Origin of the sequence: Brevibacterium sp. W7.2, assembly GCF_018137945.1 — a bacterium.
GTDB lineage: Bacteria > Actinomycetota > Actinomycetes > Actinomycetales > Brevibacteriaceae > Brevibacterium > Brevibacterium sanguinis.
This window is the reverse complement of record NZ_CP073089.1, coordinates 2,263,287-2,285,081: the sequence shown is the minus strand read 5'-3', so window position 1 is coordinate 2,285,081 and position 21,795 is coordinate 2,263,287. Positions and strand designations below refer to the sequence as shown.

The 21,795-nt window shown below is 68.9% G+C and carries 20 protein-coding genes; 13 read left to right on the top strand and 7 right to left on the bottom strand.

Features of this window, described 5'->3' with window-relative positions:
• Window positions 1-164 precede the first annotated feature (164 nt).
• From typA to J9315_RS10265, 3 genes are read left to right on the top strand one after another with little or no spacing between them, the layout of a single operon-like run.
• Entirely contained in the window at window positions 165-2,075 is a 1,911-nt protein-coding gene (gene typA / locus J9315_RS10275) for a translational GTPase TypA (protein WP_198498542.1), read from the top strand.
• Complete coding sequence (locus tag J9315_RS10270) at window positions 2,072-3,424, top strand: PIG-L family deacetylase (RefSeq protein ID WP_211977805.1); 1,353 nt, start codon at window positions 2,072-2,074, stop codon at window positions 3,422-3,424. The genes typA and J9315_RS10270 overlap by 4 nt, the downstream gene beginning before the upstream one ends.
• 13 nt (window positions 3,425-3,437) lie before the next feature.
• Window positions 3,438-5,183 (top strand): VanW family protein, encoded by a 1,746-nt coding sequence (locus J9315_RS10265; protein WP_198498544.1) that lies wholly within the window; start codon window positions 3,438-3,440, stop codon window positions 5,181-5,183.
• A gap of 73 nt (window positions 5,184-5,256) precedes the next feature.
• Here J9315_RS10265 and J9315_RS10260 read toward each other — a convergent pair whose 3' ends face one another.
• The gene (locus J9315_RS10260) at window positions 5,257-6,333 is read right to left on the bottom strand and encodes a GNAT family N-acetyltransferase (protein WP_211977804.1); all 1,077 of its coding nucleotides are present in this window, start codon (window positions 6,331-6,333) and stop codon (window positions 5,257-5,259) included.
• 179 nt (window positions 6,334-6,512) lie between these two features.
• Between J9315_RS10260 and fdxA the strand changes: the two genes are divergently transcribed.
• The 3 genes from fdxA (at window position 6,513) to J9315_RS10245 (ending at window position 9,422) form a co-directional block, all read left to right on the top strand.
• Window positions 6,513-6,833, top strand: a complete 321-nt coding sequence (fdxA, locus tag J9315_RS10255; RefSeq protein ID WP_009375174.1) for a ferredoxin — start codon at window positions 6,513-6,515, stop codon at window positions 6,831-6,833.
• 1 nt (window position 6,834) lies between these two features.
• Window positions 6,835-7,956 carry a succinyldiaminopimelate transaminase gene (gene dapC / locus J9315_RS10250; RefSeq protein ID WP_249120881.1) on the top strand — a complete coding sequence of 374 codons (1,122 nt, stop codon included), beginning with the start codon at window positions 6,835-6,837 and terminating at the stop codon, window positions 7,954-7,956.
• Window positions 7,957-8,138: 182 nt separating this feature from the next.
• Window positions 8,139-9,422, top strand: coding sequence for a citrate synthase (locus J9315_RS10245; protein ID WP_211977802.1), 1,284 nt, complete (start codon window positions 8,139-8,141; stop codon window positions 9,420-9,422).
• Window positions 9,423-10,418: 996 nt separating this feature from the next.
• Here the strand turns inward: J9315_RS10245 and dapD are convergent.
• Window positions 10,419-11,363 (bottom strand): 2,3,4,5-tetrahydropyridine-2,6-dicarboxylate N-succinyltransferase, encoded by a 945-nt coding sequence (gene dapD / locus J9315_RS10240; protein WP_211977801.1) that lies wholly within the window; start codon window positions 11,361-11,363, stop codon window positions 10,419-10,421.
• Window positions 11,364-11,406: 43 nt separating this feature from the next.
• Between dapD and dapE the strand changes: the two genes are divergently transcribed.
• The 6 genes from dapE (at window position 11,407) to J9315_RS10210 (ending at window position 16,482) form a co-directional block, all read left to right on the top strand.
• Window positions 11,407-12,642: a succinyl-diaminopimelate desuccinylase gene (dapE, locus tag J9315_RS10235; RefSeq protein ID WP_211977800.1), complete on the top strand. Its 1,236-nt coding sequence runs from the start codon at window positions 11,407-11,409 to the stop codon at window positions 12,640-12,642.
• Window positions 12,643-12,923: 281 nt separating this feature from the next.
• Window positions 12,924-13,658 (top strand): TIGR00730 family Rossman fold protein, encoded by a 735-nt coding sequence (locus tag J9315_RS10230; RefSeq protein WP_211979301.1) that lies wholly within the window; start codon window positions 12,924-12,926, stop codon window positions 13,656-13,658.
• Entirely contained in the window at window positions 13,655-14,572 is a 918-nt protein-coding gene (folP, locus tag J9315_RS10225; RefSeq protein WP_249120880.1) for a dihydropteroate synthase, read from the top strand. Before J9315_RS10230 ends, folP begins: the two co-directional genes overlap by 4 nt.
• A 116-nt stretch (window positions 14,573-14,688) precedes the next feature.
• On the top strand, window positions 14,689-14,952 hold the full coding sequence (locus tag J9315_RS10220) for a DivIVA domain-containing protein (protein ID WP_198498549.1): 264 nt from the start codon (window positions 14,689-14,691) through the stop codon (window positions 14,950-14,952).
• Between the two features lie 3 nt (window positions 14,953-14,955).
• The gene (locus tag J9315_RS10215; protein WP_198498550.1) at window positions 14,956-16,191 is read left to right on the top strand and encodes a hypothetical protein; all 1,236 of its coding nucleotides are present in this window, start codon (window positions 14,956-14,958) and stop codon (window positions 16,189-16,191) included.
• A gap of 120 nt (window positions 16,192-16,311) precedes the next feature.
• The gene (locus J9315_RS10210; protein WP_009375197.1) at window positions 16,312-16,482 is read left to right on the top strand and encodes a DUF3117 domain-containing protein; all 171 of its coding nucleotides are present in this window, start codon (window positions 16,312-16,314) and stop codon (window positions 16,480-16,482) included.
• A gap of 112 nt (window positions 16,483-16,594) precedes the next feature.
• On the opposite strand, the gene J9315_RS10205 is transcribed toward J9315_RS10210, so the two are convergent.
• Window positions 16,595-17,233 carry a class I SAM-dependent methyltransferase gene (locus J9315_RS10205; RefSeq protein ID WP_211977799.1) on the bottom strand — a complete coding sequence of 213 codons (639 nt, stop codon included), beginning with the start codon at window positions 17,231-17,233 and terminating at the stop codon, window positions 16,595-16,597.
• Between the two features lie 32 nt (window positions 17,234-17,265).
• Window positions 17,266-17,604: an MGMT family protein gene (locus tag J9315_RS10200; RefSeq protein WP_198498552.1), complete on the bottom strand. Its 339-nt coding sequence runs from the start codon at window positions 17,602-17,604 to the stop codon at window positions 17,266-17,268.
• A gap of 72 nt (window positions 17,605-17,676) precedes the next feature.
• Here J9315_RS10200 and J9315_RS10195 point away from each other — a divergent pair, with 72 nt between their 5' ends.
• Window positions 17,677-18,165 carry a twin-arginine translocase TatA/TatE family subunit gene (locus J9315_RS10195; RefSeq protein ID WP_211977798.1) on the top strand — a complete coding sequence of 163 codons (489 nt, stop codon included), beginning with the start codon at window positions 17,677-17,679 and terminating at the stop codon, window positions 18,163-18,165.
• A 217-nt stretch (window positions 18,166-18,382) separates the two neighbouring features.
• On the opposite strand, the gene J9315_RS10190 is transcribed toward J9315_RS10195, so the two are convergent.
• From J9315_RS10190 to J9315_RS10180, 3 genes are all read right to left on the bottom strand, one after another.
• Window positions 18,383-19,891 carry a polysaccharide deacetylase family protein gene (locus J9315_RS10190; protein ID WP_211977797.1) on the bottom strand — a complete coding sequence of 503 codons (1,509 nt, stop codon included), beginning with the start codon at window positions 19,889-19,891 and terminating at the stop codon, window positions 18,383-18,385.
• A gap of 242 nt (window positions 19,892-20,133) precedes the next feature.
• Window positions 20,134-21,261: an Mrp/NBP35 family ATP-binding protein gene (locus J9315_RS10185; protein ID WP_211977796.1), complete on the bottom strand. Its 1,128-nt coding sequence runs from the start codon at window positions 21,259-21,261 to the stop codon at window positions 20,134-20,136.
• Complete coding sequence (locus J9315_RS10180; RefSeq protein WP_198498556.1) at window positions 21,261-21,794, bottom strand: DUF1003 domain-containing protein; 534 nt, start codon at window positions 21,792-21,794, stop codon at window positions 21,261-21,263. The genes J9315_RS10185 and J9315_RS10180 overlap by 1 nt, the downstream gene beginning before the upstream one ends.
• Window position 21,795: the final 1 nt, after the last annotated feature.

The following is a 21,795-nucleotide window of genomic DNA, read 5'->3' as shown; positions in this document are numbered from 1 at the left end:
CGCGACGGATCCGCCTCGCTGACTTCGCTGGCGATCTTCTGAACTGCTGGCACACGCCCTTCTGTGCAGATGTCATGCGCCTGTGAATGGGGAAGGGCGGTGGTGCGTATAATTGAGTGTCGGGTCCGTACCGGACCATTCTCCCTACCTTCAAAAGGCTATTGATGACTGAAGCTCCCATGCGCCGGGAAAACCGCCGCAACGTGGCAATCGTCGCCCACGTCGACCACGGCAAGACCACTCTGGTCGACGCCATGCTCCGGCAGACCGGTGTGTTCAACGAGCACGGTGACTTCGCCGAACGCGTGATGGACTCCGGCGACCTCGAGCGGGAGAAGGGGATCACGATCCTCGCGAAGAACACCTCGGTGCTCTACAACGGCCCCTCGGCCGGCGACGAGCCGATCGTCATCAACGTCATCGACACCCCGGGCCACGCCGACTTCGGCGGTGAGGTCGAACGCGGCCTGTCGATGGTCGACGGCGTCGTCCTCCTCGTCGACGCCTCCGAGGGACCGCTGCCGCAGACGCGCTTCGTCCTCCGCAAGGCCCTGGCCGCGAAGCTGCCGGTCATCCTCGTCATCAACAAGACCGACCGCGCCGATGCCCGCATCGACGGCGTCGTCGAGGACTCCCAGGATCTCCTCCTCGGACTCGCCTCCGATCTCGCCGACGAGGTCCCCGACCTCGACGTCGACTCCGTCCTCGACGTGCCCGTCGTCTTCGCCGCCGCGAAGGTCGGCGCCGCCTCGCTCGACCAGCCCGCCGACGGCGAGGCCCCGGACAACCCGGACCTCGAGCCGCTGTTCAAGACGATCATCGAGACGATCCCGGCCCCGGAGATCAACGCCGACGGCATCCTCCAGGCGCACGTGACGAACCTCGACGCCTCGCCGTTCCTCGGCCGTCTCGCCCTGCTGCGCATCTTCGGCGGCACGCTGAAGAAGGGCCAGCAGGTCGCCTGGGCCCGCGGCGATGCGATCAGCTCGGTGAAGATCACCGAACTCCTCGAGACCCAGGGTCTCGACCGGGTTCCCGCCACCGAGGCCTCCGCCGGTGACATCGTCGCCGTCGCCGGCATCCCCGACATCATGATCGGCGACACGCTCACCGACATCGACAACCCGAAGCCGATGCCGGCGATCGTCATCGACGATCCCGCGATCTCGATGACCATCGGCATCAACACCTCGCCGCTGGCCGGTCGCGAGAAGGGCACGAAGGTCACCGCCCGCATGGTCAAGGACCGCCTCGACGCCGAGCTCGTCGGCAACGTCAGCCTCAAGGTGCTGCCCACCGAGCGTCCCGACGCGTGGGAGGTCCAGGGCCGCGGCGAGCTCGCGCTGGCCATCCTCGTCGAGCAGATGCGACGCGAGGGCTTCGAACTCACCGTCGGCAAGCCCCAGGTCGTGACGAAGACCGTCGACGGCAAGGTCCACGAACCCTTCGAGGACCTCACGATCGACGTTCCGGAGGACTACCTCGGCGCCGTCACTCAGCTCATGGCCAGCCGCAAGGGCGTCATGTCGACGATGACGAACCACGGCACCGGCTGGGTGCGCATGGAGTTCACCGTCCCCGCCCGCGGCCTCATCGGCTTCCGCACGCGGTTCCTCACCGAGACCCGCGGCACCGGCATCGCGAACTCGATCTCCGCCGGATACGGTCCGTGGGCCGGGCACATCGAGTTCCGCACGAACGGCTCGCTCGTGGCCGACCGCGCCGGCGCCGTCACCCCGTACGCGATGATCAACCTCCAGGAGCGCGGCTCGTTCTTCGTGCAGCCGACCTCCGAGGTCTACGAGGGCCAGATCGTCGGCGAGAACTCGCGCGCCGATGACATGGACGTCAACATCACGAAGGAGAAGAAGCTGACGAACATGCGCTCGGCCTCCGCGGACTCCTTCGAGAACCTCGTCCCGCCCCGCAAGCTCACGCTTGAGGAGAGCCTCGAATTCGCCCGAGAGGACGAATGCGTCGAGGTCACCCCGAGCGCCGTGCGCATCCGCAAGGTCGAACTCGACCAGAAGGAACGCGCGAAGAACTACGCGAAGCTGCGCCGCCAGAACGCATGAGTGTCACCCCGCGCATCCTCTTCGTGCACGCTCATCCCGATGATGAGACGATCGCGACAGGGGGCACGATCGCCGAACTGGTCGCCGAGGGCGACCAGGTGACAGTGCTGACCGCCACCCGGGGAGAGGGCGGAGAGGTCATCCCGCCCGAACTCCGCGGACTCGAAGGCGATCGGGCCGGCCTCGCCGAGGTGCGGGAGACGGAGATCGCGGCGGCCATGCGCGCGCTCGGCGTCACCGATCACCGGTTCCTCGGCACTCGCCGAGGCGGTGCGGCGACCCTGCCCGAGCGTCGCTTCGAGGATTCGGGGATGGCCTGGGGGAGCGACGGCCACGCCGTTCCCGCCCCGACGATGCCCGCGGGGGCGCTCTGCGCGGCAGCGGTCGATGACGTCGCCGGCTACATCGCGGCCGTCATCGACGAAGTCCGACCGCATGCCGTCATCACGTATGCGGCCAACGGCGGCTACGGCCACCCGGACCATGTCCGCGTCCACGACGCGACGGTGGCCGCCGTCGAGGCGGCGACGTGGACGACGGGTCGTCTCCTCTTCGTCGAGGTCCCCGCCGAGGTGGCCCGTGCCGCTTTCGATCCCGCTCAGCCCGGATTCGCCGAGTCCGGGTTCGCGCCCGCGCAGACGATCCCGACGAAGGCCCCGAGCGGGCCGATCGCCGTCGCCCAGGACGTCACGCGCTCCCGGCCGGCGCAGCAGGCGGCGCTGTCGGCCCACCGCACGCAGGTCAGCGTCGGCGGAGACTTCTATGCGCTGTCCAACGGAGTGGGCACGAAGCTGCCCGACCACGAGTACTACTCGATCGGTGCGGGTACGCCGATCCCCGCCGAGACCGTGCAGGCGGGACCCGCTGTGCACGTGCTCGCCGGGCTCGACCTCGAAGCCATCGAGGACGAGAACGCCCTCGCCGGTCGTCGGCGCCGTCGGGAACCGAAGAAGCCCGGTGTCCTCGCGTTCATCCATGCGGGGCTGCTCGGGCTGCTCATCGGCTTCCTCGGCGGACTCCAGCACCTCAATGTCTCGGTCGTCCGCCTCGGCGAGCAACCGGTCATCCTTCCCTGGGGACTGGCCCTGGCGCTGCTCATGGCGGTCGCCGGGCTCTGGCACCTCAAAACGATGTATCGCAGCACCGGGCCCATGCTCGTCGCTGCGATCGTCATCGCTCTCCTCTCGTACATCCTCGGTCAGCCGCAGTGGCTGCCGGGTGCCGACACCATCGTCACAGGCACCCTGCGGTCAGTTGTCTGGCTGCTCGGCCCCATGATCGTCGCCGCGGTCTTCGCCTTCACCCCTGTGATGGGACGGGAGAAGCGCCGCGCGGGACGCACACGCTGAAGTTGGAAGACTGATGTCCACTCCCACCCTCTCCGGCGGCACCCCCGAATCCGGTGCCGAAACCGATAAGCGACGCAGCCGCCGCCCCTGGCTCATCGCCCTGTTCGTCGTGCTCGGCCTCGCCGTGGTCTACCTCCTCCTCGGGCTCTTCAGCGGCCGCATCGTCGCCCCCGGCACCACCGTGGCCGGGGTCGACATCGGCGGCAAGAGCGCGAGCGATGCGAGCACGACCCTCGAGGACGCTCTCGCCGACCCGATGACGCAGGACATCGAGCTCACCGCCGGCGAGTCGACGGCGACGCTCAAACCCGGGGACGCCGGCATCGGCGTCGATGTCGACGGGACGGTCGCCCGGGTCACCGGATTCACGCTCAACCCCACGATCCTCTGGGACCGGCTCTTCGGCGACGACGAGGTCTCACCCGTCGTCACCGTCGACGAGCAGGCGTTCACCCCCGCCGCGGAGGATGCCGCCCAGGCCCTCAAGGTCGACCCCGCCAACGCCGAGGTCACCTACGACAAGACGACGCCGACGGTCAAGGACGGCGTCGTCGGACAGACCGTCGAACCTGACGCGATCCGCACGGCGATCACCTCGGAGTGGCTGCAGCAGGACGGGCCGCTGGCGGTCGAGGCGACGAACGAGGACCCCGACATCACGACCGCGGAGGCCGAGGAGGTCGCCCAGGGATTCGCCACCGACGCCGTCGCCGGCGACGTCACGGTCAAGGCCGTGCCCGGCAAGGACGCGGACTCCGACGTCAAGGGCGGGGACCTCACGATCGCTCCCGAGACGATCGCGGACACCCTGAGCTTCACCCCGAAGGACTCCGCCCTCGTGCCGGAGTTCGACGCGAAGGAGCTGCAGAAGCAGGCGCTGGACGAGAACACGGAGATCGGCCGCCCCGCCAAGGACGCGACGTATGAGATCGTCGACGGCAAACCGAAGGTCGTCGCATCCGAGACCGGCATCGGCATCAAGGCCGACGACCTCTCGAAGGCCGTCACCGATGCGATCAACGGGGACAGCGCGGCCGCCGAGGTGACCCTGGCCTCCGTCGACCCCGAGTTCACGACCGAGGACGCGGAGAAGGCCGACGTCTCCCAGGTCGTCTCCGAGTTCAGCACCCCCTACGACTCCGACCCGAACCGCGACAACAACCTCCGCGTGGCCTCGAAGGAGGTCTCGGGCACCGTGCTCCAGCCCGGTGAGCAGTTCTCCCTCAACGACACCCTCGGACAGCGCACCGCGGCCAACGGCTACAAGCCCGCCGGAGTGATCTCGGAAGGGCAGATGAAGGAGGACTTCGGCGGGGGGGTCTCACAGGTGTCGACGACGCTGTTCAACGCCGCGTTCTTCGCCGGCTTCTCCCTCGACGAGCACCAGGCGCATTCGCGCTACATCTCGCGCTACCCCGAGGGGCGGGAGACGACGCTCGACTTCTCATCGATCGATCTCAAGTTCACGAACACGTCGAAGACGCCCGTCGTCCTCGACATGTACCTGGCCGACGGCAAGGTGAATGCGAAGGTCTTCGGCGTCAAGACCCTCGATGTCTCCTCCGATTCCTCCGGCCGCTACGCCTTCACCTCTCCGGCGACGGTGACGGAGTCGGGATCCTCGTGCAAGCCGCAGTCTCCGCGTGAGGGCTGGTCGATCAAGATCACCCGCACGATGAAGGAGATCGCCACGGGCAAGACGACGAAGGACTCCTTCGTCACGACCTACCGCCCCGTCAACAAGGTCGAGTGCAAGTAGGCGGGTGACCCGGCGGGTCACTCTGCGGGTCGGCTGAAGCCGGATCCGCGTGTGCCGCGCCTTCCGGCCCGGCTCAGCCGCGGCTGGCGAACCAGTATCGGTGGCGGATGCTCGCCCCGAGGGAGCCGAAGAGCTCGAGCGAGGCCGTGTTGCCCGCTTCGACATCGACGAGGTACGACCGCACTCCGCGCTGGGAGAGCAGCGCGGCGGCCGCCCGGACGACCGCGCGCCCGGCGCCGCGGCGACGCAGGTCGGGGCGCGTGACGAGGTTGGTGATGACGCCCCACTTGCTGCGCTCGACGACCCGGCAGGTCGCGACCATCGTCTGCGAACCGTCGGGGTGCTGAGCCCATGCGGTGACGAACTGGCACGGGTCGTCGGCTTCGATGAGAGCCCGGAGGGCCTCGGCGGAGCCGGGATCGCGCTCACTCGTCCACGCCGCATAGTGCAGCGGACTCGGGGTCTCCGTGACGTCGATGACGAGGCCGGGAGCAGCCGCCTCGGCGGGTCCGGCGGCACCACCGGCCGCCTCGGCGGTGGATCCGGTGAGCAGATGCACGGTCTCCGAGGCGGTGTACCCGCGGTCCGAGAGCAGCGGGCCGAGGCCCGCGCACACCGGGTCGAGGCCGGCGGAGTCATCGGACGAGTAGATCTGGACGACCGGCGGACGGTTCCTGGCGGCATACCACGCTTCGACGGCATCGAGGCCGTCCTCCCAGCTCAGCCCCGTTTCCGAGACGGGCAGGGCGCTGTTGGCCCGCCGGGTCACCGACTCCGAGCTGCGCAGCAGCCAGCCCTTCTGGAGGAGGCCGACGTCATCGCCGTCGTCGCTGCGGGATTCGTTGCGGAGGTTCTCCGCGTTGAGCCACGAGACGTCGGCGGGCAGCCAGGCCGCCGCCGAGATCCGGCGCAGGTCGACGGCGGAGACGATCTCGTGCGTGCGGCCCGACCGGGTCGGTGCCGGGGGGACCTCGTGGACGAGGAGGATCTGGTCGCGGAGGATGCGCACGGGACCGCGCTTCGTGTCGATCTCGACGCGGGACTCATCGGCGGCGGTGACGACGCCGAGCGCATCGGAGGTCGCATGGCTGTCTCCGGGGTCGAGCGAGTAGCGCACGACGACTCTCTTCCCGGGCTGCAGATCGTCCACGGAGTCCCTTCCCTCATCCTGTGATTCCTCAGTCCACCCTAGAGCAGACGGCGGCGGGCCGGGCGCAGGCGTGACCGAGACCACGGGGGTGCGGGGACCTCCCTGGGAGACTGGGCACGTGCTCAGGGCGTATGGTGGACTGGAGAGAACGACTTCAGTTTCCCGAGGAGCGCGAATCCGTGACGTACATCATCGCCCAGCCCTGCGTTGACGTGAAGGACAAGGCCTGCATCGACGAATGTCCGGTCGACTGCATCTACGAGGGGGAGCGCTCCCTCTACATCCACCCCGACGAGTGCGTCGACTGCGGCGCGTGTGAGCCCGTGTGCCCCGTCGAGGCGATCTACTACGAGGACGACGTCCCCGAGGAATGGTCGGAGTACTACAAGGCCAACGTCGAGTTCTTCGATGACATCGGTTCGCCCGGCGGTGCCGCGAAGCTCGGCAACACCGGCAAGGACCACGCGATCATCTCCGTCCTGCCGCCGCAGAACGGCTGAGGTGGACCGCCGCTTCGGGCTCGATCTGCCCGACTATCCGTGGGACAAGCTCACCGCGTACCGGGCTCGCGCCGCCGAGCATCCCGGCGGGGTCTGCGACCTCTCGATCGGCACCCCTGTCGACCCGACGCCGCAGGTCATCGAGGACGCGCTGGCCGCGGCCGGTGATGCCCACGGCTATCCGACGACGACGGGCACCGATGAGCTGCGCGCGGCGATCGCCGGCTGGTACGACACCTGGCACGGCGTCACCGTCGACCCTGCCACCGAGGTGCTCCCGACCATCGGGTCGAAGGAGTTCGTCGCGTGGCTGCCGACCCTGCTCGGCCTGCGGCAGCTGGGTCTGAGCGTCGCGTGCCCGCATGCGGCGTACCCCACCTACGAGATGGGGGCGACGATCGCCGGGGTCGACTGCGTCCGCCTCGACGCCGCTGAGATCCTCGCCGGTGCCTCGCTGGAGGGCATCGGTCTGCTCTGGCTCAACACCCCCGGCAATCCCACCGGTGCCGTCCTCGACCGGGACACCCTCGCCGAGGTGGTCCGCCGTGCCCGCGCAGCCGGAGTCGTCGTCGCCTCCGACGAGTGCTACGGCCTCCTCAACTGGGTCTCCGACGACCCCGCACCGAGCGTGCTGTCGGTGACCGAGGGCGACCACTCCGGGGTGCTCAGCGTCTACTCGATGTCGAAGCAGTCGAATCTCGCCGGCTACCGTGCCGCCTTCGTCGCCGGCGACGCCGACCTCATCGGCGATCTGACGAAGACGCGGAAGCACGCGGGGATGATCGTGCCTGCGCCGATCCAGGCGGCGATGGTCGCCGGACTGCGCGACGTCGACCACGTCGTCGAGCAGAAGGAGCGCTACCGGGCCCGGCGCGATCGGCTGCGTCCGGCGCTCGAGAGCTTCGGATTCCGCATCGACGACTCCGAAGCCGGCCTCTATCTGTGGGCGACGGCCGGGGTCGACTGCTGGGAATCGATCGGCGCACTCGCCGATCTCGGGATCGTCGCCGGACCCGGCGCGTTCTACGGCGATGCCGCAGCCTCGCATGTGCGGATTGCGCTGACGGCGACGGACGAGCGCATCGACGAGGCCGCGCAGAGGCTGCTCGCCGCCGCCGAATGAGGTCGCTCAGGCCGCTCTGATTTCACCCAGCCGCAACATGTCTGACCAGGTAGGACATGTTACCGGTCGGTATGCACTGGGTGCAGTGATTTTTCGAATCCTCAGGGAGTGGGTAGTCTTTGAGGGAACTGTGCAAGACGCCCCAAGAAGTTCTTGGGGTGGGTCGACGGTGAGGAGAACATATGCCGACCGAAGCGAATCTCAGGATTGCCGATACGGACCTGGCACTGCCAGAAGTGCCGGCCACTGAGGGCAACAACGGATATCGCATCGGCTCTCTGCTCAAGGAGACCGGAGCCGTCACCTACGACCCGGGATTCGGCAACACCGCATCGACCTCCTCGGCGATCACCTACATCGACGGCAACGCCGGCGTTCTGCAGTACCGGGGCTACCCGATCGAGCAGCTCGCGGAGAAGTCGAACTTCGTCGAAGTCTGCTACCTCCTCATCCACGGCGACCTGCCCACTCAGGAGCAGTACGATGCCTTCGATTCGCGTCTGCGCAAGCACACGATCGTCCACGAGGATCTGCGTCGGTTCTTCCGTGCGTTCCCCTACGATGCGCACCCGATGCCCATGGTTTCAGCCGCTGTCGCGGCTTTGTCGACTTTCTACCAAGATGACCTCGATGTTTTTGACGAGGAGCAGGTCGACACCTCGTCCTACCGGCTGCTCGCGAAGATGCCGACGATCGCGGCGCTCGCGCACCGGAAGAACATGGGCCTGCCCGTCATCCACCCGGACAACTCGCTCAGCCTCGTGGAGAACTTCCTCCGGGTGAACTTCGGTGTGCCGTCCGAGCCCTACGAGCCGGACCCGCTGGCGGTCAAGGCGATGGATCAGCTCTTCATCCTCCACGCCGATCACGAGCAGAACTGCTCGACGTCGACCGTCCGCCTCGTCGGCTCTGCCCAGGCGAACATCTTCCAGTCGATCTCCGCGGGCATCAACGCCCTGGCCGGCCCCCTGCATGGCGGTGCGAACTCAGCGGTGCTCGAGATGCTCCAGTCGATCGCGGCCTCCGACGACGGTCCGAAGAAGTTCATGGAGCGCGTGAAGAACAAGGAAGAGGGCGTGCGCCTCATGGGCTTCGGCCACCGGGTGTACAAGAACTACGACCCGCGCGCGAAGATCATCAAGAAGACCGCCGACGAGGTGCTCGCCCGCAACGGCGGCGACCCGCTGCTCGAGCTCGCGATGCAGCTCGAGGAGATCGCGCTGGCCGACGATTACTTCGTCGAGCGCAAGCTCTACCCGAACGTCGACTTCTACACCGGCCTGATCTACAAGGCGCTCGGCTTCCCGACGAACATGTTCACGGTGCTCTTCTCCGTCGGTCGCCTCCCGGGCTGGATCGCCCAGTGGCGCGAGATGATCAACGACCCCGAGACACGCATCGGCCGTCCCCGCCAGGTCTACACCGGCGCGGTCTCCCGCGACTACGAGGACATCAGCGAGCGCTGAGTTTCTCTCTCCACTCCAGCAGCCCTCCGGTTGCTCCGCCACCGTCCGTGGCTGAGCAACCGGAGGGCTGCTGTCGTCTGGGGTGATCGCGGTGCCGATCACAACTTGCAGCGCCGCTCACCACCCGGGGCGCCGATCACCACCAGGCACGCTTGAACTCACCGCAATTCCGACCACAACCCTGAGTGCCGCACACAACCTGCAGCGCGAGGCACACCGCGTGGCTCTCTGCACGCACACCCCGGAGTCGCGTCTCCTACGCGTGCACGGGTTGTGTGTGAAGCTCCGGGTGCGGGCTGCCAAAGCGGCTGCCCACTTCGCGCCCCGCAACCCGTTGAACAACCCGGAGTGCGATACACAACGCGTCGCGCGATGCACACCGCGTCGCGCGATGCACACCGCGTCGCGCGATGCACACCGTGGGGCTTCGCACGCACACCCCGGAGTCGCGTCTCCTACGCGTGCACGGGTTGTGTGTGAAGCTCCGGGTGCGGGGCTGCCAAAGCGGCTGCCCACTTCGCGCTCCGCAAGCCGATAAACACCCCAGAGGTCGTTGAACAACCTGCAGCGCGAGGCACACCGCGTAGCTTCGCATGCACACCGCGGAGTCGCTTGTCCTACGCCCGCACGGGTTGTGTGTGAACCTCCGTGTGCGGGGTTGCCAAAGCGGCTGCCGAATTCGCGTCCCGCAAGCCGATAAACAACCCAAAGGTCGTTGAACAACCTGCAGCGCGATTCACACCGCGTGGCTTTGCACGCACACCGCGGAGTCGCTTGTCCTACGCGTGCACGGGTTGTGTGTGAGGCTCCGGGTGCGGGGTTGCCGGAGCGGCCGCCCTCATCCGCGGTCGTTCGTCCTTCCGGCGGCCCGGCCGGGCAGCGCAGCGAAAAAGCCCTCCGGCACCGAGGCGATTGCTCGGTTCCGGAGGGCTGCCCACGAACCCGATCGGCGCGGGTGCGAATCGAGGTGCCGTCTTTCAGCGACCGCCTCAGACCTCAGTGGAGGTCGGGATTGAGCTCGATGCCCTTGGCCGAGCGCGCGATCGCCTCGACGGCACCGGTGACGGAGTTGCGGCGGAAGAGGATGTTGCTCGCTCCGCTGAGCTCGGAGGCCTTGACGACCCGCTCGTCGTCGCCGAGCACGCTCACGCGCGTGCCGGCGGTCAGATAGAGGCCGGCCTCGACGATGCAGTCGTCGCCGATCGAGATGCCGACACCGGAGTTCGCGCCGAGCAGGCTGCCCGTGCCGATCGAGATGCGGTGCGTGCCGCCCCCGGAGAGCGTGCCCATGATCGAGGCCCCGCCGCCGACGTCCGACCCGTCACCGACGACGACGCCCTGCGAGATGCGTCCCTCGACCATCGCCGAACCCAGGGTGCCGGCGTTGAAGTTGACGAAGCCCTCATGCATGACCGTCGTGCCCGGGGCCAGATGTGCCCCGAGGCGGACCCGGTCGGCGTCGCCGATGCGCACACCGGAGGGGATGACGAAGTCCGTCATCCGCGGGAACTTGTCGAGGCCGAAGACCGCGACGGGGCCGTTGGCGAGCAGCTTCGCGCGGGTGGCCTCGAAGCCCTCGGGCGAGCAGGCACCCGCCGAGGTCCACACGACGTTGGCGATGTGACCGAAGATGCCGTCGAGGTTGACGTCGTTGGGCACGACGATGCGGTGGGAGAGCGCGTGGAGGCGGAGGTAGACATCGGCCGCCGAGGCGGGGGCTTCGTCGAGGTCGATCGTCGTCGTCACCACGGTCGTCGTCGTTCCCCGGGCCGGATCCTCTCCGGTCAGCGCGTCGAGTCCGTCCTCGGACGCGAGAGCGGTGGCGGCCGCCTCGGCGTCGGTGAAATCGTCGGCGACGCTCAGGGTCGGGTACCAGACGGAGAGGACGGTGTTCTCATGCTGCGTGGCGAGTCCACGCGCGGAAACGATGCGTTGTGTCATGACCGCAAGCCTAGTCGGTGACCGCGGTACTAGGCTAAGCCGTATGACCGCTCATCCACCTGCTGAGACCACATCCGCCTTCGTTCCCGACGGCGACCTCGGCGAGTATCTGCTCGCCGCGATCGACGATCCGGGTGAGCTCACGGGCCGGCTGTGCGCGATCGAATCCGTCTCCGGCAACGAGGCGGCGATCACCGATGCCGTCGAGGCCGTGCTGCAGGCGATCAGTGCCGGAGACGGCCCTGACCTGGAGATCCTCCGCGACGGCGACACGATCGTCGCCCGCACCCGGCTCGGGCGCAGCGAGCGGATCGTCGTCGCCGGTCACCTCGACACCGTCCCCGTCGAGGGCAACCTCCCGCCCCTGCGCTTCGTCGGCACCGCCGCCGGCCCCGCGGGAGAGAGTGCCGAACCGCACCCCGGCCAGGGCGCACCGGGGACGTCTCCCGCCGAGGCGGCCGCCCCCGCCGAGGACATCGTCTGGGGCCGTGGGGCCTGCGATATGAAGGCGGGCGTGGCGATGCAGCTCGTCACCGCGGCAGCCCTGCGCAACCCGACGCGCGACGTCAGCTGGGTCTTCTACGACCACGAGGAGGTCGACGCCGCGCTCAACGGCCTCGGCCGTGTCGCCCGGAACCACCCGGATTGGTTGGACGGGGACTTCGCGATCCTCGGCGAACCCTCGAACGCGAGCGTCGAGGGCGGCTGCAACGGCACGATCCGCGTCGACGTCACGACCCACGGTGTGCGGGCGCATTCGGCGCGGGCCTTCATGGGCGTCAACGCCATCCACGCCGCCGCCGAGGTGCTCACCCGCCTCGCCGACCACGTGTCCGAGACGGTCACCGTCGACGGACTCGACTACCGCGAATCCCTGTCGGCCGTGGCGATCAGCGGGGGAGTCGCCGGCAACGTCGTCCCCGACGAATGCCGGGTCTCCGTCAACTACCGGTTCGCCCCGTCGAAGTCGGCGGCCGAGGCCGAGGGCTTCCTCCGTGAGCTCTTCACCGGCTTCGACGTCGTCGTCACCGATGCCGCGGAAGGCGCCCGTCCCGGACTCGACCGGCCGATCGCGCAGGACTTCCTCACAGCCCTCGGCGCCGAACCGGCCGCGAAGCTCGGATGGACCGATGTCTCGCGCTTCAGCGCGCTCGGGGTGCCGGCGGTGAATTTCGGCCCGGGCAACCCTCTGTATGCTCACAAGTCAGACGAGCATGTCAGGGTCCGGGAAGTGGAGGACGCGACCCGGGCGCTCGTGAGCTACCTCGAGGAGGGGTGAGACCGATGTCGACACACTCAGACACACCGGCACAGGCGCGATCCGACGCCGGACCGCAGGATGCTGGACCGCAGGAGAGCGCGCCGGCGCAGGACGGCGCACCGGCGCAGGCCGACGCCGCACCACAGGCCGACCCCGCCGCACCCCAGGATGGCGCACCGCAGGCCGCCGGACCGGCGCAGGACGCGGCACCGCCGCAGACCGACCCCGCCGCCCCGCAGAATGACGCACCACCCCAGCCCGAGCCCGGCGAGGACCCGCAGTTCTACAGCAAGGGCCCGCTGCGCCTGCGCGGCTCCCAGGTGCCGACGACGACGACCGATCAGCGTCTCCTCGAATCGCGCGGACCCTCGAACTGGGTCCATGAGGATCCGTGGCGGGTCATGCGCATCCAGGCCGAGTTCGTCGAGGGCTTCGGCTCGCTCGCCGAGGTCGGCCCCGCCGTCTCGATCTTCGGCTCCGCCCGCCTCGGCCCGCAGACGCAGGCCTACAACGACGCCCGGGAGATCGCGCGCCGCCTCGCGGAGAACGGCAATGCGATCATCACCGGCGGGGGACCGGGCATCATGGAGGCCGGCAACCTCGGTGCGATGGAGGCCGGGGGAGTCTCGATCGGCCTCGGCATCGAGCTGCCCTTCGAATCCGGCCTCAACGACTACGTCGAACTCGGCGTGAACTTCCGGTACTTCTTCGTCCGCAAGACGATGTTCCTCAAGTACTCGCGCGGCTTCGTCGTCATGCCCGGCGGCTTCGGCACCCTCGACGAGCTCTTCGAGGCCTTCACCCTCGTCCAGACCGGCAAGGTCACCTCGTTCCCCGTCGTCCTCTTCGGCACCGCGTACTGGTCGGGCCTCGTCGAGTGGATCAGGAGCACGCTGCTGGCCTCGGGCACGATCTCGGACACCGACCTCGACCTCTTCATCCTCACCGACGACATCGACGAGGTCGTCGCCCACATCGGCCCCGGCGGCTCCATCCCCGACGCCCCCGTGGGCGGCGCGGGCCCCGAACAGTGAGGGACCGCGCGCAGGCCCGACCCAGCGGCTCCGCCCGACCGGTCCGTGCCCGCAGCGTCCTCGACGACGCTCGGCCCGGTGCTCCCGTCATCATGGCCGTGGTCAACCGGACGACGGATTCGTTCTACGAATCCGCGGCGACCTTAGACGGTGCGCTGGCCGCCGTCGATGCCGCCGCCGAGGCGGGGGCGCGGATCGTCGACATCGGCGGAGTCCGCGCCGGTCGGGGGAGGGAGATCTCCGTGGCCGAGGAGATCGACCGCGTCGCCCCGGCCGTCACCGCCGTCCGGGAGCGCCATCCCGGCCTCCTCATCAGCGTCGACACGTGGCGCGCCGAGGTGGCCGAGGCCGTGTGCGCGGCCGGCGCGGGCCTCCTCAACGACACCTGGGCCGGCGCCGATCCCCGTGTCGCCGAGGTGGCGGCCGCCTTCGACGTCGGCCTCGTCTGCTCCCACACCGGCGGCCTGACCCCGCGCACCGACGCCCATCGCAGCCGCTACGGCCTCCATGCCGGCGAGGTCGTCACCGACACCGTTGCCGGGGTCGTCGCCCTCGCCGAGGCGGCCCAGCGGGCCGGGGTCGCCCCGGAGCGCATCGTCATCGACCCGACCCCCGACTTCGGGAAGAACACCTATCACTCGCTGCGCCTGCTGCGGGAGCTCACCCGCTTCCGCGACACCGGCTATCCGGTGCTGCTGGCGATCTCCCGGAAGGACTTCATCGGGGAGACGATCGGCGCGGCCGGACCCGCCGACCGACTGCACGGGACGATCGCGGCGACAGCACTGGCGGTCGAACGGGGCGCGGCGGTCATCCGCGCCCACGACGTGGCGGCGACCGCCGACGCGATCGCCGTGACGGTCGCGATCACCGGTGAGGCGCAGCCGCGGCACACGGTCCGCGGCCTCCGCTGAGACCGGCCCGGGCTGAGGACTGCCACTGCGATCGCCGCGGTCGCAGGCCTCCGCTGAGAGGGTTCGCACACGCCGACCTCCGGCGATGCTCAGGGTCGATGTGAAATGATGGGCTCATGCCATTGTGGATTGTCATCGGGGTCGCGGCGGCGATCTTCGTTCTCGTCATCGTCCTTGCCGCATCCTTCGAGCTCTTCAGCTCCGAGGCCGCCGAGGAGACCGATGCTGTGGCCGCCCCGCTGTCCGGCGACTTCACCGTCGAGGACGTCGATGAGCTGAGGTTCCGTCCGGCCCTGCGGGGGTACCGGATGGACGAGGTCGATGCGGCGATCGGCCGGCTGCGCGAGCGCATCAGCGAACTGGAAGCCGCGCACCGTTAAGCGATGAGCAGACCCGCAGACCTCCCCGGCATCACCCTCGTCCCCGAACTCTTCAACTCCTCCCGCCTCCACCGGGCCGGCGTCCTCTTCCTCCAGCTCCCGCTGTGGCTGCAGGCGCTGACCGTCTACGTCGCCTCGCGGATCGTGAGCATCTCGATCTTCGCCGCGGTGCTGCGCCGGCAGGAGGTCGCCGGCTGGTCGTCGAGCCCGGTGACGACGACGCTAGGCGACTTCCTCAACTTCTGGGACTCCGCATGGTACGCGCGCGTCGCAAGCGAGGGGTACCCCGCCACGCTGCCGGTCACCGAGACCGGTGACATCATCCAGAACCAGTGGGCCTTCTATCCTCTCCACCCGGCGATCACCGGGGAGATCGCGCGCCTGACCGGACTGAGCTACGAGGTCATCTCCCCGCTCGTGTCGACGATCGCCGCGGGCCTGGCCTCGATCGTCATCCTCACGCTCTTCCGCAAGTTCGTCCCGCCCGGCCAGGCGCTCACCGCACTCGCATTCGTCATGGTCTTCCCGCCCGCGGCGGTCTTCTCCACCGGCTACGCCGAATCGCTCACCCTCCTGCTCCAGGCCCTGGCCCTCCTCTTCGTCGTCGAACGCCGCTACCTCACCGCGATCCCCGTCGTCATCCTCATGGACCTCTCCCGGCCCATCGGGGTGGCGTTCTCGTTCTTCATGCTCTTCGTGCTCATCGACCGCTTCCTCCGCCGCCGGACCGATCCGTACCCGCTCGGGGAGGTCGTGCGCTCGTGGACGCTCGGCGTGCTCTCGTGCGTCGCGGCTCTTCTCCACCCCGTCCATGCGTGGCTGACGACGGGGTCGATGACGGCCTACACCGACACCGAGGCGGCCTGGCACACCGGGACATCGTCGTACTTCGTCCAATGGCTGGGGGCGGCCAACGGCCTCGTCGGTCCGTTCGGACCGCTCCTCCTCTTCGGCGTCATCGCCGGGATGCTCGCCCTCATCTTCTCGCCCGCGGGTGCGCGGATGGGTCGGACGCTGCAGCTCTTCTGCACCGCCTACGGGCTCTACCTGCTCATCTTCTTCACCCCGCAGACCTCGACCCTGCGCCTGCTGCTGCCGCTCTTCCCGATCGCGCTGACCCTGGCGGCGGTGCGCTCGCGCGGGTACCGCGTCGTCGTCATCGCGGCGTTCATCATGCTCCAGATCGTCTGGGTGGGCTACCTCTGGCACTTCACTCCGCCGTCCGACCTGCCGCCGTGATCTGCGACAATTTCGGCAAGTGTCCCCGTGCGAGTGCGGTTCATGGAATAATCGGACTATCACAGTGGGCTGATCGTGTGATCTGTTCACTCTGTTCAAACAACGAAAGGTTGCGCCCACATGGCAGCTCAGAAACCCCGCACCGGCGACGGACCTCTGGAAGTCACCAAGGAAGGCCGCGGCATGGTCATGCGGCTTCCGGTGGAGGGCGGTGGCCGACTCGTGATCGAGCTCAGCGCTGACGAAGCGACGGCTCTGCACGACACCCTCGCGGAGACCCTGGGCATCTGACCAGCAGCACAGCCCGCACGAGAAGCAGCAGAGACGATTCGTCTCTGCTGCTTCTCTGTCTCTGCCGCTTATCTGCCTATCGGGGAGCCTGGCCCGCGGGTGCGGGAATGGATCAGCGCCACGTCTTCTGCACGGCCAGCAGGCCCTCGCCGATCGGCAGCAGGACGCGTTCGAGGCGCTCCTGGGCAGCCAGCCGGTTGAGCAGACCCCGTGCGGCCTGCGTGCGCGCGGACCGGTCGACCGGGTCGGCGACGCTGCCGGCGAGCAGCGTCTGATTGATGACGAGGAGCCCCTGAGCGTCGAGGAGACGCAGCGCCGGTTCGATCATCCGCTCGAGCCCGACGGGGTCGACGTCGAGGAAGACGAGGTCATAGGCGCTCGGGGCAAGGCGGAGGAGGACATCCTCGGCGCGTCCGCTCATCAGTCGCAGCCGCCCGGGACGGATGCCGGCGAGGTCGATGAGGTCGCGGGCGGCACCCTGCGCGGTGGAGTTCGTGTCGATCGAGGTGAGTATCCCGGCGTTCGGCATGCCGCGCAGCAGTGCGAGCGTCGACGTCCCGGTTCCCGTGCCGACCTCGACTGCGGCGACGGGGCCGAGGAGGCGTGCGAGCAGGGTGAGGGTGGCCGAGGTCGTCTGGGACACCGGGCTGATCCCGTACTCGTGGGAGAGGGTCCGGGCGGCGTCGAGCAGCGCGTCAGGTCCGTTGTACTGCTCGGCGAACGTCACATCACCGGCATGCTCACGTGACAATCGACCCCTCGCTTTCCGCTGCTGCTCAACCGTCAGTCTAACCGCTCCTCCGGGTCTCTTCCGTGGCGCGCCCACAGCGCGTCGAGATCCTCTGGGCTGAGAAACGCCGAGGTGAGCGCCTTCTCCTGGGTGTGAGCGGTGGCTTCGGCCCGCCAGTGGTCCCGGGCGCGTCCGAGCAGCGGTGCCGGCAGCGCACCGGCGGCGTTGACGACGCGCCACCAGGTGACGTTCGCCCCGTACTCCTTCATCACACGGCCCACGTAGCGGGGCGAGCAGGAGGCGACGACGCCGACGGTGCCGTAGCTGACGACGCGACCGGACGGCACGAGTTCGACGATGCGCAGCACGCGTTCGACGACGACCTCGTCCACGGCTTCTCTCCTTGCGAACGGGGACACGACCTGAGAACGAGCATACGTCTCAGCGGCGTTAGAATGGAGATCATGTTTGGCGTCAACGGCACCGAGATGGTCATCCTCGTGATCGTCGCTCTCGTAGTGATCGGCCCCAAACGCCTCCCCGAATACGCCCAGAAGCTGCGCGACCTCGTGCGCCAGCTCCGCCGCATGGCCGAGGGCGCGAAGGACAACGTCAAACGCGACTTCGGCGACGACTTCAAGGACGTCGACTGGCAGAAGCTCGACCCGCGCCAGTACGATCCGCGTCGCATCGTCCGCGAGGCCCTCGTCGAAGAGGATTCGGCGATCCGTGAGGCCAAGCGCCGGGAGGAGCTCGCCGCTCCCGCCGTCCAGGACGACACGGAGAGCTCGGACGGCACGTCCGGTGCGGGCGCCGCGGGGGGAGCTGCAGGCGGGGCTGCCGGTGCCGCCGGGGGCGCTGCCGCAGCGGCATCGCCGATCGAGCGGTTCCAGGCGCAGCATGTGCGCCGCAATCGCGCCGAGGCGGCCCCCTTCGACTCCGAAGCCACCTGAGCCGCCTCGGCGTCACCCCCGAGCCGTTGCTCGCAGGCCGGCTGCTGCCCGCCGACCGTCCGGCGCACGCCGACCGCTGCTGAGCACAGACCAAGGGCCCCGTCACGTCGGTGACGGGGCCATCAGTCTGCGCGCAGCGCGCCCGCGAGCAGCTGATCCTGCACGGCTGACCGCCTCAGCGCCTGACCGGCTGCAGTGCTCCTGCGCGCAGCGCGCCTCAGTTGCGGTGGACGGCGGGATGTTCGGGGTTCGAGCACAGGGCCGTGGAGTACCCCCGGCAGAAGTACTCGGCACCGCTCTCCATCGTCTTCTCCGAGAAGAGATCGGACACGGTCACGGCGTAGAGCCCCTCATCCGCGATGGTCTTGAACACCTCCGGTGCCGCATCGATCGTCGTCGGATGGATCGAGTGCATGAGCACGACCGAGCCGGGCTTCGCCGCGGCGCGGACGGCGTCGACGATCATCGACGCGCTCTTGTGCCGCCAGTCCTCGGTGTCGACGTCCCACATGATCGCCGGATGGTCGATGGCCTTCGCCGAGGCTTTCGACATCGCGCCGTAGGGCGGGCGCATGACGGTGACCTTGCCGCCGCCGGCCTTCTCGATCGCCTTGTCGGTGTCGCCGATCTGCTTCTTCACCGCGTCAGGGCTCTCCTTCGACAGCTGCGGGTGGCTCCACGAGTGGTTGCCGAGCTCGTGTCCGGCCTCGGCCATGCGACCGACGACCCCGGGATTGTGCTCGACGTTCTTGCCGAGGAGGAAGTACGTGAGACGGATCTTCGCGTCCTTCGCATCGGCGAGCAGCTTGTCCTCGATCGACGTCTCTCCCGGACCGTCGTCGTAGGTCAGGGCCACGCACGGCAGCAGGGCGCACGAGTAGTCCGGGTCGCGCTCATCGGCCCCCTGCGGCAGGTTGACGGGGGTGTGCAGCGCTGTCGTCACCGTCCGGCCGAGAGCGGTGAGATCATCGGTGTCCACCGGCTCGCCGCCGACGGTGAGTGCACCGGTCTCATCGGCGCCGATCGCGCCTGGGTCCGTCGTCGTCGTGAAGAGGTCGGCGGCTTCGACGGTCGTGTCCTCGGCGAGGTCCGTGACGAACACCGTCGTCGCTGCGGCCGGCGCCGAGGCGGGCGTCGAGTTCGGGGCGGGCGTCGAGGTGCCCGGGGCGCCGAGCTGCGGGCTCTTCGGTGCGCGGTTCTCCGTCACGGCGCTGACGAGGTAGTCACCGCCGGCGGTGAGGACCCGGTTGCTGTAGTCGACTTCCCCGCCGGTGGTGCCGGGGGTATTCGCCGAGGCGGTCGGCTGCGTCGATGTCGAGGCGGTCGGGTTCGCTGCGGGTGCGGTGAACCTCGAGGCCTCCCACCGCTCGGCGGGGTCGGTGACGACGGGGCTGAAGGCCTTGCGGTCGCCGAACGCGCCGGCGGATTCGAAGCCGCCGAGGACGACCTTCTCCGTGGCAGCGGCCAGGGACTTCGCACCGGGCAGACCGAAGAGGTGCGCATCGGAGCTCGGCGTCGTCTTCGCATCGACGACGGCGTAGCTGCGCAGCGCCGACGTGAGCGTCTGCAGATTGTCCTCGGCGGTCGACCGCTGCGCCTGAGACGCGGACGAGCCGTCGCGGGTGCCGTCGGCGACGACGCAGCCCGACAGGAGGGTGAGGGCAGCGGAGACGGCGGTGAGGGCGGCGAGGGGACGCAGGGCACGGCGACGCGAAGGGAATGTCAAAGAGAGGTCCTAAAAGCGACTGTGGGGGATGCTCGCCGTCCAGTCTAGAGGACCGCCCTGACACGCGAACGACAGCGGCAGTCAGGCCTCTCACCTGCTCTGATGGGTCTCACCAGCACTGACGGGGACGCTGCGGGAGCGTCGTGAGACAGATCTCAGGGCAGAGATCACACCGGAGTTGCACGATTGTGATCACCGATGACGAGCAGTGACAACGATGTGACGTGATCGTCGGCGTGTCGTCACACGGGGCTGAGGCCGAGCGAGCGCCCGGAGAGGCCGCGCGAGCGCTGCGCGAGGCGCTCGGCCAACGAGTCGAACGCCTGCGCGGCAGGGGAGTCGGGACGGCTGAGCACGACGGGCGTGCCCGCATCGGAGCCCTCCCGCACGAGGGTGTCGAGGGGGATCTGCGTGAGCAGCTCCACCTCGGTGTTCGTCGTCGCGGCGAGATTCTCGGCCACGGTCTGCCCGCCGCCGGTGCCGAAGACGTCCATCCGGGTGCCGTCGGGCAGCTCCATCCACGACATGTTCTCGATGACCCCGGCGATCGGCTGGTTCGTCTGCGTGGCGATCGCACCGGCCCGCTCGGCGACCTGCGCCGAGGCCTGCTGCGGGGTGGTGATGACGAGGAGTTCGGAGTTCGGCAGCAGCTGCGCCACGGAGATCGCGATGTCGCCGGTGCCCGGGGGCAGGTCGAGGAGCAGGATGTCGAGGTCGCCCCAGAAGACATCCGTGAGGAACTGCTGGAGGGCGCGGTGGAGCATCGGTCCCCGCCACACGACGGCCTGGTTGCCGGGGACGAACATCCCGATGCTCATCACCTTCACGTCGTGGGCGACCTGGGGGATGATCATGTCGTCGACCCGGGTGGGCTGCCCGGAGAGGCCGAGCATCGTCGGGATCGAGAAGCCGTAGATGTCGGCGTCGACGAGGCCCACGCGCAGACCCTTCGCGGCCAGCGCCGCGGCGAGGTTGGCCGTCACCGAGGACTTGCCGACCCCGCCCTTGCCGGAGGCGACGGCATAGACCTTCGTCAGGGACTCCGGCTTCGCGAACGGCACCTCCCGGGTGCCGCCGGGGCCCTGGAGCTTCTCCCGCATCGCGGTGCGCTGTTCGGGAGTCATCGTCCCGAGCTCGACGACCACCTCGGTGACGCCCTCGAGCCGGCCCACGGCCGCCTCGGTGTCGCGGGTGATCGTGTCCTTGAGCGGGCAGCCGGAGATCGTGAGGAGAACGGTGACGGTGACGGTGCCGCCGTCGACGGCGATGTCGGAGACCATGTCGAGGTCGACGATGTTGCGCCGGATCTCCGGGTCGATGACGGTGGTGAGGGCCTCCCTCACGGCGTCGATGGTCGGGGCGCTACTCATCAGCGGCCTCCCTTCGTGTCGCGCGGGCTGTGATCATCTGCTCCGCCGCTGTCCTTGGCGGCGTCCTCTTCGAGCTCCTTGAGCAGATCCTTGAGCTCGGAGCGGATGAAGTCGCGGGTGGCGACCTCGCGCATCGCGATGCGCAGGGCCGCGACCTCACGGGCGAGGTATTCGGTGTCGGCGAGGTTGCGCTCGGCCCGCTGCCGGTCGTGCTCGAACTCGACGCGGTCGCGGTCGGCGCTGCGGTTCTCGGCGAGCAGGATGAGCGGGGCCGCGTACGAGGCCTGCAGGGAGAGGATGAGGGTGAGCAGGGTGAAGTTGAGCGAACGCGGATCGAACTGCACCGCCTCGGGCAGCAGCGTGTTCCACAGCAGCCACACGGCACAGAACACCGTCATCCCGACGAGGAACGCCGGGGTGCCCATGAACCGGGCGAACGCCTCGGCGCCGCGGCCGAAGGTCTCCGGGGAGATCGCGAACCGGGGCAGCTTGCGCTTCGAGGAGCGGGGGACGTCGAAATCGTCGGTCGGCATG

Bases quoted from the DNA above. Each gene is read 5' to 3' on its own strand.
- typA (WP_198498542.1), top strand. From the start codon at position 165: ATGACTGAAGCTCCCATGCGCCGGGAAAACCGCCGCAACGTGGCAATC.
- J9315_RS10270 (WP_211977805.1), top strand. From the start codon at position 2,072: ATGAGTGTCACCCCGCGCATCCTCTTCGTGCACGCTCATCCCGATGAT.
- J9315_RS10265 (WP_198498544.1), top strand. From the start codon at position 3,438: ATGTCCACTCCCACCCTCTCCGGCGGCACCCCCGAATCCGGTGCCGAA.
- J9315_RS10245 (WP_211977802.1), top strand. From the start codon at position 8,139: ATGCCGACCGAAGCGAATCTCAGGATTGCCGATACGGACCTGGCACTG.
- dapD (WP_211977801.1), bottom strand. From the start codon at position 11,363: ATGACACAACGCATCGTTTCCGCGCGTGGACTCGCCACGCAGCATGAG.
- dapE (WP_211977800.1), top strand. From the start codon at position 11,407: ATGACCGCTCATCCACCTGCTGAGACCACATCCGCCTTCGTTCCCGAC.
- J9315_RS10220 (WP_198498549.1), top strand. From the start codon at position 14,689: ATGCCATTGTGGATTGTCATCGGGGTCGCGGCGGCGATCTTCGTTCTC.
- J9315_RS10215 (WP_198498550.1), top strand. From the start codon at position 14,956: ATGAGCAGACCCGCAGACCTCCCCGGCATCACCCTCGTCCCCGAACTC.
- J9315_RS10210 (WP_009375197.1), top strand. From the start codon at position 16,312: ATGGCAGCTCAGAAACCCCGCACCGGCGACGGACCTCTGGAAGTCACC.
- J9315_RS10195 (WP_211977798.1), top strand. From the start codon at position 17,677: ATGTTTGGCGTCAACGGCACCGAGATGGTCATCCTCGTGATCGTCGCT.
- J9315_RS10185 (WP_211977796.1), bottom strand. From the start codon at position 21,261: ATGAGTAGCGCCCCGACCATCGACGCCGTGAGGGAGGCCCTCACCACC.
- J9315_RS10180 (WP_198498556.1), bottom strand. From the start codon at position 21,794: ATGCCGACCGACGATTTCGACGTCCCCCGCTCCTCGAAGCGCAAGCTG.